At 62.8% G+C, this 15,534-nt stretch carries 11 protein-coding genes; 6 read left to right on the forward strand and 5 right to left on the reverse strand.

Annotated elements, in window-relative coordinates:
• Nucleotides 1-237: 237 nt before the first annotated feature.
• Together rpsU and RS694_RS14135 are read left to right on the forward strand one after the other, a co-directional pair.
• Nucleotides 238-450 carry a 30S ribosomal protein S21 gene (gene rpsU / locus RS694_RS14130; protein WP_029709788.1) on the forward strand — a complete coding sequence of 71 codons (213 nt, stop codon included), beginning with the start codon at nt 238-240 and terminating at the stop codon, nt 448-450.
• Between the two features lie 102 nt (nt 451-552).
• Nucleotides 553-999, forward strand: coding sequence for a GatB/YqeY domain-containing protein (locus RS694_RS14135; protein WP_029709787.1), 447 nt, complete (start codon nt 553-555; stop codon nt 997-999).
• Nucleotides 1,000-1,273: 274 nt separating this feature from the next.
• On the opposite strand, the gene pmbA is transcribed toward RS694_RS14135, so the two are convergent.
• On the reverse strand, nt 1,274-2,674 hold the full coding sequence (gene pmbA / locus RS694_RS14140) for a metalloprotease PmbA (protein ID WP_029709786.1): 1,401 nt from the start codon (nt 2,672-2,674) through the stop codon (nt 1,274-1,276).
• Nucleotides 2,675-2,697: 23 nt separating this feature from the next.
• Here pmbA and yjgA point away from each other — a divergent pair, with 23 nt between their 5' ends.
• Both yjgA and mog read left to right on the forward strand, forming a co-directional pair.
• The gene (yjgA, locus tag RS694_RS14145; RefSeq protein WP_029709785.1) at nt 2,698-3,354 is read left to right on the forward strand and encodes a ribosome biogenesis factor YjgA; all 657 of its coding nucleotides are present in this window, start codon (nt 2,698-2,700) and stop codon (nt 3,352-3,354) included.
• Nucleotides 3,355-3,434: 80 nt separating this feature from the next.
• Entirely contained in the window at nt 3,435-4,031 is a 597-nt protein-coding gene (gene mog, locus RS694_RS14150) for a molybdopterin adenylyltransferase (RefSeq protein WP_029709784.1), read from the forward strand.
• A 163-nt stretch (nt 4,032-4,194) separates the two neighbouring features.
• On the opposite strand, the gene cysE is transcribed toward mog, so the two are convergent.
• Both cysE and RS694_RS14160 read right to left on the reverse strand, forming a co-directional pair.
• Complete coding sequence (gene cysE, locus RS694_RS14155) at nt 4,195-4,968, reverse strand: serine O-acetyltransferase (protein WP_029709783.1); 774 nt, start codon at nt 4,966-4,968, stop codon at nt 4,195-4,197.
• 10 nt (nt 4,969-4,978) lie between these two features.
• Entirely contained in the window at nt 4,979-5,860 is an 882-nt protein-coding gene (locus RS694_RS14160; protein ID WP_051392200.1) for an RNA methyltransferase, read from the reverse strand.
• Between the two features lie 145 nt (nt 5,861-6,005).
• Between RS694_RS14160 and RS694_RS14165 the strand changes: the two genes are divergently transcribed.
• Nucleotides 6,006-6,902, forward strand: a complete 897-nt coding sequence (locus tag RS694_RS14165) for an inositol monophosphatase family protein (protein WP_029709781.1) — start codon at nt 6,006-6,008, stop codon at nt 6,900-6,902.
• A gap of 6 nt (nt 6,903-6,908) precedes the next feature.
• Here RS694_RS14165 and RS694_RS14170 read toward each other — a convergent pair whose 3' ends face one another.
• Together RS694_RS14170 and RS694_RS14175 are read right to left on the reverse strand one after the other, a co-directional pair.
• A complete protein-coding gene (locus tag RS694_RS14170; protein WP_161631581.1) occupies nt 6,909-9,848 on the reverse strand; it encodes a sensor domain-containing protein in 2,940 nt (979 codons plus the stop codon).
• 14 nt (nt 9,849-9,862) lie between these two features.
• A complete protein-coding gene (locus RS694_RS14175; protein ID WP_174407705.1) occupies nt 9,863-12,796 on the reverse strand; it encodes a sensor domain-containing protein in 2,934 nt (977 codons plus the stop codon).
• Between the two features lie 164 nt (nt 12,797-12,960).
• Here RS694_RS14175 and mutS point away from each other — a divergent pair, with 164 nt between their 5' ends.
• Nucleotides 12,961-15,525, forward strand: coding sequence for a DNA mismatch repair protein MutS (gene mutS, locus RS694_RS14180; RefSeq protein WP_076070053.1), 2,565 nt, complete (start codon nt 12,961-12,963; stop codon nt 15,523-15,525).
• Nucleotides 15,526-15,534 lie beyond the last annotated feature (9 nt).

A 15,534-nucleotide genomic window follows, 5' to 3' on the forward strand; every position in this document is an offset into this window, starting at 1 on the left:
GCCCCCGACGCCCTCACTGCCCTATTGATGTGTATGGGCGTCTGCCCCCCCCCCCCCGGGGGCTGGCTCGCCTTGGGGCGAGTTGCCGTCCGCAGAGTTCGGGATATAATCCAAGGCTATTCTGGCAGTCCCCCGTCGGCCAATACTAGTTAAGACGGGGAATACCGCTGAACGTGGCATGTGGGGCTCGATCTCCCCACATGACTGGCGACAGCACATTTTGGACAACATTACGTAATGACAACCATCCGTGTAAAAGAAAACGAGCCGTTTGACGTCGCTCTGCGTCGCTTCAAGCGCACTATCGAAAAACTGGGTTTGCTGACCGACTTGCGCGCACGCGAGTTCTATGAAAAGCCCACTGCAGAGCGCAAGCGCAAGAAGGCAGCCGCCGTCAAGCGCAACTACAAGCGCATCCGCAGCATGCAATTGCCCAAGAAGATGTTCTAAAGAACAGCCTTCCAAGGCCCAAAAAAGCTCGCTTGGGGACGCTCCAGCGGGCTTTTTTTATGTCACCGCATCCCTTTTCGCTCCCCTTTCAGGAATACCGCTATGTCACTCAAAGACCAGATCACCGAAGACATGAAGACCGCCATGCGCGCCAAGGACAGCGAGCGCCTGGGCACTATCCGCCTGCTGCTGGCGGCCCTCAAGCAAAAGGAAGTGGACGAGCGTGTGGTGCTGGACGACGCCATGGTCGTGGCCATCGTGGACAAGCTGATCAAGCAGCGCAAGGACTCCATCGAAGCCTTCGTCAAGGCCGAACGCCAGGAACTGGCCGACAAGGAAGCGTCCGAAATGAAAGTGCTGCAGGCCTACCTGCCACAACGCATGTCTGCCGATGAAGTGCTCGTGGAAGTGAAAGCCATCGTCGCAGAACTGGGCGCGTCGGGCCCCGGCGATATGGGCAAGGTCATGGGCGTGGTGAAAACGCGTCTGGCCGGCAAGGCAGAGATGTCGGCCGTTTCTGCTGCGGTCAAGACTGCACTTTCTTCCTGATTTTTTCTCGCCCCGCTGCCGACAGAGGGCATACCTTTTGCTCCGTGTCCCCCGGGGCCTGAGGCCCCTCCTCCTTTACCTGCGCAAAACGCATGCCCCCTACCGGCAACTGGAGGGGTAGGCGCGGCAGCGGAATTCGAACGGCAGCGCCCCGACACGCACAGGAGCAGTCTGGTTATGCGTTTTGCGCAGGTCAAGGAGGAGCGCCCAAAGGGCGCGGGGGACGCGTAGCCCGGCTGCTCCGGACCAAGCGCAAACCCACATCGGAAAAAAGTTAGGAGCCGGCGACCTTCATCCGGTTCACCAGAATAGAACCCACGGTTTTTGCACCGTAGTTGTAGGTATCCGCACCCACGGCCTCAATGCCTTTGAGCATGGCCTTCATGTTGCCCGCGATGGTGATCTCGTGCACCGGGTAGGCAATGCGCCCCTTCTCCACCCAGAAACCACTGGCGCCGCGCGAATAGTCGCCGGTCACGTAGTTCACGCCCTGCCCCATCAGTTCAGTCACCAGCAGGCCGGTGCCGAGTTTTTGCAGCATGGCATCCAGATCGTCGCCCGCCTTGGTCAGGCGTGAGGTGAAAGTCAAGTTGTGCGAACCACCCGAATTGCCGGTGGTCTGCATACCCAGCTTGCGGGCCGAATAGCTGCTCAAAAAATAACCCTGCACACGCCCGGCATCCACCACCTGGCGGGCCTGCACGCGCACGCCTTCGTCGTCAAAGGGAGAGCTGCCCTTGCCGCGCAGCACAAACGGGTCTTCTTGGATGTCGATATGTCTGGGCAGCACCTGCTTGCCCAACGAGTCCAGCAAAAAGCTGCTCTTGCGGTACAAGGCACCGCCGCTCACGGCCTGCACAAAGGCGCCCAGCAGGCCTGCAGCCAAAGGCGACTCAAACAGCACGGGGCACTCCACTGTCTTGATCTTGCGTGCCTTCAGGCGGCTCAGGGCGCGCTCTGCGGCGTAGCGGCCAATGGCCTGGGGTGAGGCCAACTCGTCCGAAGAGCGCATGGAGCTGTACCAGGCGTCGCGCTGCATGTCGTCACCCTTGCCGGCAATCGGCGAGACCGACATGGAGTGGCGCGACGAGGCATAACCGCCGCGAAACCCATTGGTGTGGGCGCTGAAAAAGTGCGACTGTTGGGCCGACACGGCGGCGCCTTCGCTGTTGGTGATGCGCTTGTCCACCGAGAGGGCCGCGGCCTCGCATTCGAGCGCCAGGCGGGCAGCCTCTTCGCTGTTGATGGCCCAGGGGTGGAACAGGTCCAGGTTGCGGCTGCGTTGTTCTGGCGGCGCGATGTCTTTCGCATCGGGCAAACCGGCAAAGGTGTCTTCCGCGGTGAAGCGGGCAATGTCGAAGGCGGCGCGCACGGTCTGCGCAATCGCCGCCTGCGAGAAATCGGAAGTGCTGGCATTGCCACGGCGGTGGCCCACATACACCGTCACGCCCAGTGACTTGTCGCGGTTTCGCTCCACGTTTTCCAGCTCGCCATTGCGCACCGAAACGCTCAGTCCGCAGCCCTCGGACACCTCGGCACCGGCGTCGGTGGCACCCAGCTTTTTGGCCTCGGCCAGCGCCGTATCGGTCAGGGATTCAAAAAATGCGGGGCTGAAAGCAAAGCCGCTGTCGGCAGGTTTATTGGGGCGGGACTGGGGGGGAAAGGGTTTCTTCATGGCGACGGCTATGATACTTGGCTATGTCACGCAAACTAAAAAAAGGCTATTTCGTCAAGGGCCAGTTCGTCGCCGAGGGCAGCGCGCTGGACCTCGAGTACAAGCGCGAACTCAAAGGTACCGACGAGCCCACCCGCACCGACCTCAAGCGTGAAAGCACCGAACAGCAAAAACTCGGCGAAGACCTGCTCACCCTGCGCACTGAACTGTTGATCAAGCTGGATCTGCCCACCCGATTGGTCGAAGGTGTGGCCGAGGCCAAACGCATCACCAATTTCGAAGGCAAACGCCGCCAGATGCAGTTCATCGGCAAACAAATGCGTTTGCTGACGCCCGAGAAACACGAAGAAATCCGTGCCGCGCTGGCCGAACAGCACATGCCGTCTGCCAAAGAGACTTTGGTGCTGCATCAGGCCGAACAATGGCGCGACCGCCTGGTTGCCGAGGACGATGCGGTAGGCCAGTGGCTCACGCTGAGCCCCGGCACCGACAGCCAGCAACTGCGCTCGCTGGTGCGCCAGGCCCGCAAGGACGCCAAGCCCGAAAAACCCGGCGAGGCCCTGCGCCATGGCCGCGCGTACCGCGATATTTTTCAGTTGGTGCGTGAAGCCCTGCTGGCGAACCAGGAAGCCGCGCACGCCGAGCCCGATGACGAGGAAGACGAGGGAGCGGAAGATTGAACACGGCTTTGAACACCGCCGCCCCCCCCCAAGGCGTGAAGGCCCCCTCGGCGGGCAGCGCAGTACACGCAGTGACAAGCGTGGGGGCCACACCCGATGCGGTGAAGATCGGCATCGTTTCCATCAGCGACCGCGCCTCCAGCGGCGTGTATGAAGACAAGGGCTTGCCCGCGCTGCAAGCGTGGCTCGGCAAAGCCCTGCACAACCCCATCACGTTTGACGCGCGCCTGATCCCTGACGAGCAGGCCACCATCAGCGCCACCCTGATTGCGCTGGTGGATGCCGGCTGCGCATTGGTGCTGACCACCGGCGGCACCGGCCCCGCCATCCGCGATGTGACACCTGAGGCCACACTGGCCGTGGCACACAAGGAAATGCCGGGTTTTGGTGAGCAGATGCGCGCCATCAGCCTGCACTTTGTGCCCACCGCGATCCTCTCGCGCCAAGTAGCGGTGATTCGCGACCAGTCGTTGATCATCAACCTGCCGGGTCAGCCCAAGGCGATTGCCGAAACGCTGGAAGGGCTGAAGGATGCCGACGGCAAACAACTGGTCAACGGCATCTTTGCCGCCGTGCCCTATTGCATTGATTTGATTGGCGGGCCGTATCTGGAAACGGTAGACGCCGTGTGCAAGGCCTTCCGGCCAAAAAGCGCCGTACGCCCGAGTCGCGCCTAGAAAAATATGTCAAATCGGGCTCTAGCCCGCATTTGGATTGCGCAAGCAGCTATCATAGTGATAGCAATCCGAGCAACAAAACCAATTTTCCGCCGGGCCGCCCCAAGGAAAATTAGCCCCCTTTGGGGGGCAGCGACCCGCGCAGCGGCGGAGCGTGGGGGCGCTATTTCCCTACCAACTCGTTGAGCTTGGCGGCTTCGAAACACTCCTTGCGCGCCGCGTCCTGCGGCACACAGTCGTCCTGGGCACGGCTGGCGGACAAGGATTCAATCGCCTTCCACAGCAGCGCAATCTGGTGGTCCTGGCCCGAAGCTGAATCGATCAGCCCGCGCAGGGCCTGGCTGACAGGGTCGTCTTCCTGGGTAATGCCATAAGCGCTGAATTTGGGGGCCTGGCTGGTGACGTCCGCGCTCTCGCCCGCCTTGCTGGGAATGATGCGCGCGGGGATGCCCACCGCCGTGGCACCTGCGGGCACGGGCTTGATGACCACGGCGTTGCTGCCGATCTTGGCGCCGTCACCCACCTCAAAACCACCCAGAATTTTGGCCCCGGCGCTGACCACCACATCGCGGCCCAGCGTGGGGTGGCGTTTGGCGCCTTTGTACAGGCTGGTACCGCCCAGCGTGACACCCTGGTAGATCGTGCAACCGTCGCCAATTTCCGCCGTCTCGCCCACCACCACGCCCATGGCGTGGTCAAAAAAGACGCGCTGGCCGATCTTGGCGCCGGGGTGGATTTCAATGCCGGTGAAAAAGCGCGACACATGCGAGATAAAGCGCCCCAGCCACTTGAAACCATGTTCCCAGCACCAGTGCGCGCGCCGGTGCAGCCACAGAGCGTGCAGACCCGGGTAGCAGGTCAACACCTCCCAGGTGGTTCGCGCCGCAGGATCGCGGTCGAGAATGCATTGGATGTCGGAGCGCAGGCGTGAAAACATGGTTCGCAGTCTAGCCGGTCAAACCGGGTTTGCCGTCTATAGCCACCAATCCCACACCCGCAGTCGGTGCTTGGCCACGGCGCTGCAGGATGGCTTTGGCAATGCCGCGCAGGATGTGGATTTCTTCCTGCGTGACTTGGGCGCGATTGAACAAGGCGTTCAGGCGTGGCATCAGCTTCTTGGGTGCGGCCGGGTCCAGAAACTCCAGCGCGACGAGTGACTGCTCCAGGTGGGCCAGCATGCCGGCCACCTGGGCCGCGTCAGCAAGACCCGCCCCCGTTCGGGTTGGGCCCGTCGAAGCCTGCAACCCTTCGACAGGCTCAGGGAGAACGGAATCGGAAAAACCACCCAGCGCCAGCCGCCATTCATACGCAATCACCTGCAGCGCCGCACCGATATTGAGCGAACCAAACTGCGGGTTGCTGGGAATGCTCAGGGCCACATGGCAGCGGTACACATCTTCGTTGCGCATGCCGAAACGCTCGGAACCAAACAGAAACGCAATGCCGGTTTGTTCCAACACACCGGAATTCGGTGCCAAATCGCCCTCCAGCCCCGATGGAACCTGCGCAAGCAGCTCCCCTTTTGATAGCAATTCGAAGTGTTCCCGCGGCGTGCGGGTGGGCGGGCCAAAGTCACGCGGCGTCATGGCGGTGGCGCACAGGTGGCTCATGCCGTCCAGTGCCTCGTCCAGCGTTTCCACAATGCGGCATTTGTCCAGCACATCCAGCGCCCCGCTGGCGCGCTGGATGGTTTCTTCGCGGCGCAGCACATTGGCCCAGCGCGGGGCGACCAGCACCAGATCGTCAAAACCCATGGTTTTCATGGCGCGCGCGGCAGCGCCCACATTGCCGGCATGGCTGGTATTGATCAGGATAAATCGGGTCTGCATGGGTAAAAACGGTCTAAAAAGCAGTCTGTGGCGCCTGGGCAAACCCGGATAGGGTGCGCTCTCAAGGCGGGGCGGCTAAAATCTGGCCCTATTGTCGCCGCCTGCATCGCCAGCCGGTCTTCCCCAGTTCTTCCCCCAACAATCTATGTCGCCCAATCTGCACCCCATGATCAACGTGGCCGTCAAGGCCGCCCGCGCCGCTGGCAACATCATCAACCGCGCCGCGCTGGACATTGAATCGGTCCGCGTCTCGCAAAAGAAGGCCAACGACTTTGTCACCGAGGTGGACCAGGCTGCAGAAGCCGCGATCATAGAAACCCTGCTCACCGCCTACCCCGGCCACGGCATCTGGGCCGAAGAGTCAGGCCGCGAACACGGCGCCCAGGATTCCGAATACGTCTGGATCATCGATCCGCTGGACGGCACCACCAATTTCATCCACGGCCTGCCCGTGTACTGCGTCAGCATCGCCTTGGCCGTGAAGGGCAAGATTGAGCAAGCGGTGGTGTACGACCCCACCCGCAACGACCTGTTCACTGCCACCAAAGGCCGCGGCGCCTACCTGAACGACCGCCGTCTGCGCGTCTCCAAACGCACGCGCCTCCAGGAGTCGTTGATCTCCACCGGTTTCCCCTTCCGTCCGGGCGACAACTTCAACCAGTACCTGAGCATGATGGGCGACGTGATGCAGCGCACTGCGGGCCTGCGCCGCCCCGGTGCCGCCGCGCTGGACCTGGCCTATGTGGCCGCAGGTTACACCGAAGGCTTTTTCGAACTGGGCCTGCAGCCCTGGGACGTGGCCGCAGGTTCGCTCCTGGTCACCGAAGCCGGTGGTCTGGTCGGCAACTTCACCGGTGAAGCCGACTTTCTGGAACAGGAAGAATGCCTGGCCGGCAGCCCCAAGATCTATGGCCAGATGGTCAGCATCCTGGGCAAGTACAGCAAGTTTGCCGGCGCCGGCGAAAAAGCCGCTTTGCGCCAAGCCTACCCGGTGGCCAGCTTGGGCACCCTGTCTGCCGATGCGCAAGGCGCCGCCGAGTAATCCGTTTTAGATATGGGCAGCCGGGTCGTCGAGCAGCAATTGCTCCACGGGCACCGGTTTGCTGAACAAATACCCCTGAAACAGGGTGCAGCCGCATTGCAGTAAAAAGTCGCGCTGCCCCGCTGTTTCCACCCCTTCCGCCACCACACTCAGGCCCAGGCTCTGGCCCAGCGCCAGGATGGTGCGGGCAATGGCCGCATCGTTGGGGTCGGTCAGCACATCGCGCACAAACGACTGGTCGATCTTGAGCTGCTCCAGCGGCAACAGCTTCAGGTACGACAGCGACGAATACCCGGTGCCAAAGTCGTCCAGCGAAAACTGCACGCCGTGCTCGCGCAGTTCGCCCATCTTGCGCACCGTGTCCTGGGTGTCGCCCAGCAACAGGCTTTCGGTCAGCTCCAGCCGCAGCAGTTGCGGGCTGGCCTGTGTGCGGCGCACGGTGTCCATCACCTGTTCCACAAACTCGGGATGGCGGAACTGGCGTGCACTCACATTCACGGCCACAGTCAGTGCCGCGGTGGCGCTCCGGTGTGACCAGAAGGCCAACTGCCTGCAGGCGGCGTCCAGTACCCAACCACCCAGTGCCAGAATCAGCCCGGTCTGCTCGGCAATCGAAATGAACGCATTGGGCGGCACCAGCCCGCGCTGCGGATGTTGCCAGCGCACGAGTGCCTCCACGCCCACCACGCGGCTATGGGCGTCCACCACGGGCTGGTAGTGCAGTAGCAGCTCGCCCCGCTGCAGGCCCAGGCGCAGATCGGACTCCAGCGCGGTGCGCTGCGCCACCAGGGCCTGCATGGTGGGGTCGAAAAAGCGCATGGTGTTGCGCCCTGCCGATTTGGATTCGTACATGGCCAGATCAGCCTGCTTGAGCAAATCATCCACGGACTGGTGCTGATCCTCGAAGAGCGCAACACCGATGCTGGGCGTACTGTGGTGCTCCAGTGCACCCAAGCGGTAGGTCTGGTTCAAGGCGGCCAGGATTTTTTTGCCGACCAGTTCCACCTGGGCCGTGGCCTGGTCCAACGCGGTGTCCAGGTTTTGCAGCATCACCACAAATTCGTCACCCCCGAGCCGGGCCACGGTGTCGGTTTCGCGCACACAGGTCACCAGGCGCTGCGCCACCTGCAACAGCAGCATGTCGCCCACATCGTGGCCCTGGGTGTCGTTGAGGTCCTTGAAGTTGTCCAGGTCAATGAACAGCAGGGCGCCGGGCGTCTTGTCCCGACCACTGGTGGCCAAGGCGTAGTGCAGCCGGTCCATCAGCAGGCGGCGGTTGGGCAGCCCGGTCAGCACGTCGTAATAGGCCAGCTTTTCAATCTTTTCCTCGGCACGCTTGCGCCCGGTGATATTGCGCCCGACACCGCGGTAGCCGGCAAAACGCCCATCGGCATCAAAGAAAGGTGCACCGCTGAGTGACATCCAGTAAGGGCGCCCCTTGTAGTCCAGCTCCTGCAACTCCAGATCGTGAAACACCGCGTGTGACTTCAGGATCGCGCGGTGGGCGTCCCAATCCGCAGGGCCCATGTTGAGCGCACCGATATCCCAGCGGGTTTTGCCCAGGCCGGCCAGGGCCTGTCCACCGCCCTTGTGCACCATGGCCCCATCCAGCCGGGATAGGCGAAACTGGGCATCCTGCTCCCAATACCAGTCGGACGACAGCTCGGTCAATGCACGAAAGCGCTCTTCACTCTCGCGCAGCGACGCCTGAGAGGCCTTGTGGTCGGTCACGTCGGTGATGGAACCGTAGGCCATGGCCTGCCCATTGGCTTCCACAAAGGTAATGGCCTTGCCAAACAGCACCCGCGTCGTGCCATCGTCAAACCGCACCCTGAACTCGTAGGCCCAGGTCTGCCCGTGTCCAGCACCTTCCTGCATGGACCGCACCATGCCTGGCATGTCGTCCGGGTGGATATGGCGAAAAATCCGGGTTGAGTCCGCATAGGCCTGCTCGGGGCTCACACGAAAAACGTCCTGCACCGCATCACTGACAAACACAAACGCACCGCTTTGTTTGCCATGGCGCGCAAACTGGAACACCATCTCGGGCAGGCGGCTGGTCAGGCGCTGCACCAGCCCCAAGCGGTCCTGCAGCGCCTGCTTGGCCTCCTGCTCCTCGGTAAAGTCCTGTACCACCCCATAGTCCAGATAGCTGCCGTCGCGCCCCTGGTGGCGGCGCATGCGGCTGCGCATCCAGTGCACCTTGCCATCCGGGTGCATCCACCGATATTCCAGCGTACTGCCATCCAGTTGCGTGCGGGCTTGAATGAAAGCCGCGCGGTCTTCCGGGTGGATACGCCCGCGTGCCACGCCCGTACTCAGATCGGTGTCGGTTGGGATGCCCCCCAGCGCGTACAACCCGGCAGACCATTGCTGCTGCTTCGCATTGAAGTCGGCCATGGTCCAGTGGCCCACACGGGCCAGGTTTTCGGTGAGCTCGAAAATCTCCACCTTGGCCGTCAATTCATCGTTGAGCTTTTGCAGGGCGCGTTCGCTTTCCTCGATGACCGCCTGCGCCTTGCGCTGCTGGGTGACATCGGTCAGTTGCGAGACATAGTGCGGCTCTCCATCGATGTCGATAAAGGCGGCATCCAGCTGCAGCAACAGCGACCGGCCGTCACGCGTGACAAAAGGCAGATCCACGGTGCGCGCGCCCGCGCTGCGCAACCGCGCGAGCGTGGCTTCGCGGACTTGCGCATCGGGCCACACGCCCATTTCCAGCGTGGTCTTGCCCAGAGTTTCCTCGCGCGAGTAGCCGCTTATGACACACCACTTGTGGTTGACTTCCACAAAACGCCCATCGCTGCGCCGGCTGATAAGAATGGCAGCGGGACTGTCCCAGAAGCTTCCCTGCAACAAGCTGTGGGCACGCGCGGCGTCAGCCTGTGCAGCTTGCAGGGCGTGCTGCAGCGCCTCCACTTGCGCCGCCAGGTCGTTAGATGCCATGGCGCCTTCTTTTTTCATCTCACCCGCAAATCCAATTGCACCACAGGTACCGGACGGCCGAACAAATACCCCTGGAAGGCCTTGCAACCCGCACGCAACAGAAACTCGTGCTGGCCCTTGGTCTCCACCCCTTCCGCCACCACGCCCAAGTCCAGGCTTTGCGCCAGATTCAGGATGGTGCGGGCAATGGCGGCATCGTTGGGGTCATTGAGCACATCGCGCACAAACGATTGGTCGATCTTGAGTTGGTCCAGCGGCAGACGCTTGAGGTACGACAGGGAGGAATAACCGGTGCCAAAGTCGTCCAGCGAAAAGTTCACGCCGATGGAGCGCAACTCCCCCATCTTGACGATGGCGTCTTCGATGTCGCTGAGCAGCAGGCTTTCGGTCAGCTCCAGCTTCAGGCGGTAGGGGTTGGCACCACTCACGCGCAGCAGGCTCAACAACTGGTTGGAAAACTCGGGATGGCGGAACTGGCGCGCGCTCACATTCACCGCCATGGTGAGGCGCTGGGTGGATGCCTGCGCACTCCATTCCACCAACTGGGCGCACGCCGTCTCCAGCACCCACTGCCCCAGCGGCAAGATGAGCCCGGTTTGCTCCGCCACCGGGATGAACTCCGCGGGCGACACCAGCCCCCGCTCAGGGTGTTGCCAGCGCACCAGCGCTTCTACCCCGGTGATGCGGGCTTGCGCGTCCACCACGGGTTGGTAATACAGCAGAAACTCGTTGCGCTCCAGCCCCAGCCGCATATCGGCCTCCAGCGTGGCCCGTGCACTGGCGGCCGCCTGCATTTGTGGGTCGAAGAAGCGCAGTGTGTTGCGCCCGGCGGCCTTGGCCTGGTACATCGCCAGGTCCGCCCGCTTGAGCAGTTCGTCCAAGCTGTGCGCATGCTGGAAAAACAGCGTTACGCCGATGCTGGGTGAACTGTGGTGGCGCTGGCCTTCCAGGTCGTACTCCTGGTTCAGCGCAAGCAGGATTTTCTTGCCCACGGTTTCGGCCAGTGCGGCAGCGTCGGCAGGCATCTCGCCAATCTCTTCGAGCATCACCACAAATTCATCCCCACCGAGCCGCGCCACGGTATCGGCACTGCGCACACATTTGGACAGTCGATCGGCCACCTGTTTGAGCAGTTCGTCACCGGTATGGTGACCCATGGTGTCGTTGAGTATCTTGAAGTTGTCCAGATCAATGAACAACAACGCGCCGTGGGAGGTGTGGCGTGCGCTGGCCTCCAGCGCATGGTTCAGCCGGTCGATCAGCAAGCGCCGGTTCGGCAGGCCGGTCAGGGCATCGAAAAAGGCCAGGCGCTCGATGTCCGCCTCGGCCTGCTTGCGCGCCGTGATATCGCGCCCAGTGCCACGGTAGCCCCGAAATTCCCCGCGCGGACCAAGGATCGGGGCCCCGCTGATAGACACCCAGGACATGCTGCCATCCTCACGCAGGCGCTGCATCTCGAAGTCGCGGAAGGGCTCATGCCGTTCCAGTTGTGCCTTATGGGCCGCCCATTGCGCGTCTGTAACACCCAGTACCCCCGAGTCCCACCGGGTCCTGCCCACATACACCTTCGTGGGCACGCCGTTGGTGGACTCCGTACTGCCATCCACATGCACAAAGCGGAAATCCGCGTCCTGCTCCCAGTACCAGTCAGAGGACAGTTCGGTGAGACTGCGGAACCGCATCTCGCTTTGTTGCAACTGCTCCAGCATGCTCTTGCGCGCCGTGATATCCAGGAACGATCCGCACCACAGCACCGCGCCATCGGGCCGGACCTCGGGCACGGCGCTCCCCAAAAGCCAGCGCTGCGGGCCACTGCGGGGCCAGGTGCGCACCTCACACTCCCACGGCGTCAGGGTACGTGTCGCCTCCTGCGAAACCTCCAGCAGGTGGGGCAGGTCGTCGCGATGGATGTGGTTGAAGAACTGGTGGGCATCCTCACACACCTCCCGCTCGGTCACACCAATGAATTGCTCAATGCCCGCGCTGATAAACGGAAAATTCATGCGGCCATCCGGCCAGGCCTGGAACTCGAAAAGCACGCCCGGCGCGCGGCTGGTGATCTTCTGGATGAAAGCGAGCTGCGCTTGCAGCGCCTCCATGGCCTGACGCTCTGCCGTGATTTCCTGCACGATGCCGAAGTCTGCCTTCACCACCCCATGTTCGATCTGCCGGTGCATGCGCGAGCGAATCCAGCGCGTAGAACCATCGGCGTGGATGTAGCGGTACTCCACGGTTTCGCCATTCATCTGGCGCAGGGCGTTCTTGAATATGTTCAGGTCTTGCGCGACAACCTGCTGCTTGTAGATCCCTTGCGGGGCGCTCATTTTCTGAGGCGCCCCCGTCATTTCCGCATACCCATGCGAGAAGTGCACCATCGGGTCGTCCGGGTAGGTAACCCAGTGGCCCACCTTGGCGACCTTCTCGGTTATTTCATAAAGCTTGACCTGGCGATTGAGTGTTTCATACGCCCGCTCCAGGGCTTTTTCACTCGCCAACATGGCCTCCTGGGCCAGCCGGTCGGCGGTGACGTCACGCAGAAAGATCAGGATGTAGGCCTCCCCTTCGGCCTCGACCAGATTGGCGTTCATGCGGATCATGCGCGGCATGCCATCTTTCATGATCAGGGTGACATCGGCATCGGTGATGCGTCCGTTCATCTTGAGCGGGGTCAGCGCCGCTTCGCGCGCCTGCTCATTCGGCCAGTGCCCTATCTCTACCGCGGTGCGCCCGAGTACCTCCTCGCGGGAAAAGCCGGTCAGGCGCAGCCATTCCGCGTTGACTTCGGCAATCGTGCCGTCCTGGGCCCGGGTCAGGGCAATGGCTTCCGGGCCCTGGCTGAAAGCCGCCCTGAACACGGCATCGGAGACGGCAGGAGACTCTCCATGGCGTGTCGTCCCATCCGCATGCGCGGCGGAAGGACGTGGCGCGTTTTGGGAAAGTGTCTCCACAGGCATCTGCAGCTCACGCTGGGGGTTGTATTGCTCCGTATGATAGGGCCTATCCCAAGGCGCACCAACCGCGGACAAACCCCCTCGCCCCCTCTTCTTTTTCCCTGAGCACCGTGACCCCACCTGACAAACTGCCCGCCGCACCCCTGGAGCAGCACACCCCCATGATGCAGCAGTACCTGGGCCTCAAAGCAGCCTATCCCGGCACCCTGCTTTTCTACCGCATGGGGGACTTTTACGAGATGTTCTACGGTGACGCCGAGAAAGCGGCTGCCCTGCTGGACATCACCCTGACCCAACGGGGCCAGTCAGCCGGCCAGCCAGTCGTCATGGCCGGTGTGCCGTTTCACGCCATGGAAGGTTACCTGGCCAAGCTGATCCGCCATGGCGAATCGGTGGCCATCTGCGAGCAAACCGGGGAAGTCGGCGCCGCCAAAGGCCCGGTGGAACGCAAGGTGGTGCGCGTGGTCACCCCCGGCACGCTGACCGATACCGAACTGCTCAGCGAAAAAACCGAATCCATGTTGATGGCCGTGCACCAGGGCCCACGCAACCGCTGCGGCCTGGCCTGGCTGTCCGTGACCCAAGGTCTGGTGCACCTGGCCGAATGCGCCCCCGATGAGGTGCCGGACTGGATTTCCCGCGTGGCACCGAGCGAGCTGGCCTACAGCGCCGGTGTCACCACCACCTTTGAAGACCGCCTCAAACGCTTGCGCAACGGCACAGCCACCTACCTCACGGCGCGCCCCGAGTGGCAATTCGACAGCGCCCTTGGCCAGCGCAAGCTGCTGGACGCGCTGCAAGCCGCCAGCCTCAGCAGCTGGAACGCCCAGGACCTGCCGCTGGCCCATGCCGCTGCTGCCGCGCTGCTGGGTTACGCCGAACATACCCAGGGCCGTGCGCTGACCCACATCAGCAACGTGCAGGTGCAGCGCGACGACGAACTCATCGACCTGCCCACCACCACACGCCGCAACCTGGAACTCGTGCAGACCCTGCGCGGCGAAGAAGCGCCCACGCTGTTTTCGCTCTTGGATACCTGCATGACCGGCATGGGCAGCCGCCAGCTCAAAAGCTGGCTACTGACCCCGCGGCGCGACCGCGCGCAGGCGCAGCAGCGGCTGGATGCCATTGCAACACTGCGCAGTGGTTTGTGGCAAACGCTGCGCGGCCAGCTCAAAGGCAGTGCCGACGTGGAGCGCATCACCGCCCGCGTGGCGCTGCGCCAGGTGCGTCCGCGCGAACTCGTGGGTCTGGCCCAGACGCTACAAAAAACGGAGCTGCTTGCGCAATCCCTGCAAGGGCTGGAGGCCTATTTGGCACATATTTCAGAGGATCTGCACCCGCCCCTGGAATGCGCCGCGCTGCTGCAGCAGTCCATAGATGCCGAGCCCGCCGCGCTGGTGCGCGACGGCGGTGTCATCGCCACCGGTTTTGACGCCGAGCTCGACGAGCTGCGCGCCATCCAGACCAATTGCGATGCTTTCCTGATCGACCTGGAAACCCGTGAAAAAGCGCGCACCGGCATCGCCAACCTGCGCGTGCAGTTCAACCGCGTGCATGGCTTCTACATTGAGGTCACCCAGGGCCAGGCCGACAAGGTGCCCGACGACTACCGTCGCCGCCAGACCCTCAAGAACGCCGAGCGCTTCATCACGCCCGAGCTGAAAGCCTTTGAAGACAAGGCGCTCAGCGCCCAGGAGCGCGCGCTGGCACGTGAAAAATACCTGTACGAGCAAATCCTCGACCGCCTGCAGCCCTTTGTGCCCGCCCTCACCCGCGTGGCCCGCGCGCTGGCCGCACTCGATGCGCTGTGCGCGCTGACCGAGCGCGCCCTCACGCTGGACTGGTGCGCGCCGCAGTTTGTGGTGGAGCCCTGCATTGACATTACGCAGGGCCGCCACCCGGTGGTGCAGGCGCGGCTGGCTGAACTCTCCAGCGGTAACTTCATCGCCAACGACACGCGCATGGGTGCCAAGGCCCGCATGCAGGTCATCACCGGCCCCAACATGGGCGGTAAATCGACCTATATGCGCCAGGTGGCGCTCATCGTGTTGCTGGCCAGCATCGGCAGCTACGTGCCTGCCGCCGCCTGCCGACTGGGGCCTATCGATGCCATACACACCCGCATTGGCGCTTCGGATGATCTGTCCAACGCCCAGTCCACCTTCATGCTGGAGATGACCGAGGCCGCGCAAATCCTGCATAGCGCCACGCCGCACAGCCTGGTGCTCATGGACGAGATCGGCCGGGGTACATCGACCTTCGACGGCCTCGCACTGGCCAGCGCGATTGCCACCCAATTGCACGACAAGACCCAGGCCTTCACGCTGTTCGCCACCCACTACTTTGAGCTCACCGAGTTCCCGGCCACGCACCATGGCGCGCTGAACGTGCACGTAAGCGCCGCCGAAGCCGGCCGCGACATCGTCTTCCTGCACGCGATTGAACCCGGCCCAGCCAGCAAGAGCTACGGTGTGCAGGTGGCGCGCCTGGCCGGCATGCCCGCGGCCGTGCTCAACCAGGCCCGCCATGTGCTGGAGGCACTGGAGAGCCAGGCCAGCGAATCGCAAGCGCAGGTCGACCTGTTTGCCGCACCACCCGCTACAGAAACCATAGCTGCTTCCGCAATGGATTCGGCGGTTGCGGCCCTGAATCCCGATGCCATGAGCCCGCGGGACGCGCTGGAAGCGATTTACCAGCTCAAAGGACTGTTAGCCCGAAGCTGATTTTTACCG

The sequence above is a fragment of the Rhodoferax saidenbachensis genome (assembly GCF_001955715.1).
GTDB classification, from domain to species: Bacteria; Pseudomonadota; Gammaproteobacteria; order Burkholderiales; family Burkholderiaceae_C; genus Allorhodoferax; species Allorhodoferax saidenbachensis.

Coding starts and splice junctions, on each gene's coding strand:
- pmbA (WP_029709786.1), bottom strand. CDS start 2,674: ATGAAGAAACCCTTTCCCCCCCAGTCCCGCCCCAATAAACCTGCCGAC.
- RS694_RS14170 (WP_161631581.1), bottom strand. CDS start 9,848: ATGGCATCTAACGACCTGGCGGCGCAAGTGGAGGCGCTGCAGCACGCC.
- rpsU (WP_029709788.1), top strand. CDS start 238: ATGACAACCATCCGTGTAAAAGAAAACGAGCCGTTTGACGTCGCTCTG.
- RS694_RS14160 (WP_051392200.1), bottom strand. CDS start 5,860: ATGCAGACCCGATTTATCCTGATCAATACCAGCCATGCCGGCAATGTG.
- RS694_RS14165 (WP_029709781.1), top strand. CDS start 6,006: ATGTCGCCCAATCTGCACCCCATGATCAACGTGGCCGTCAAGGCCGCC.
- mutS (WP_076070053.1), top strand. CDS start 12,961: ATGATGCAGCAGTACCTGGGCCTCAAAGCAGCCTATCCCGGCACCCTG.
- RS694_RS14135 (WP_029709787.1), top strand. CDS start 553: ATGTCACTCAAAGACCAGATCACCGAAGACATGAAGACCGCCATGCGC.
- cysE (WP_029709783.1), bottom strand. CDS start 4,968: ATGTTTTCACGCCTGCGCTCCGACATCCAATGCATTCTCGACCGCGAT.
- yjgA (WP_029709785.1), top strand. CDS start 2,698: ATGTCACGCAAACTAAAAAAAGGCTATTTCGTCAAGGGCCAGTTCGTC.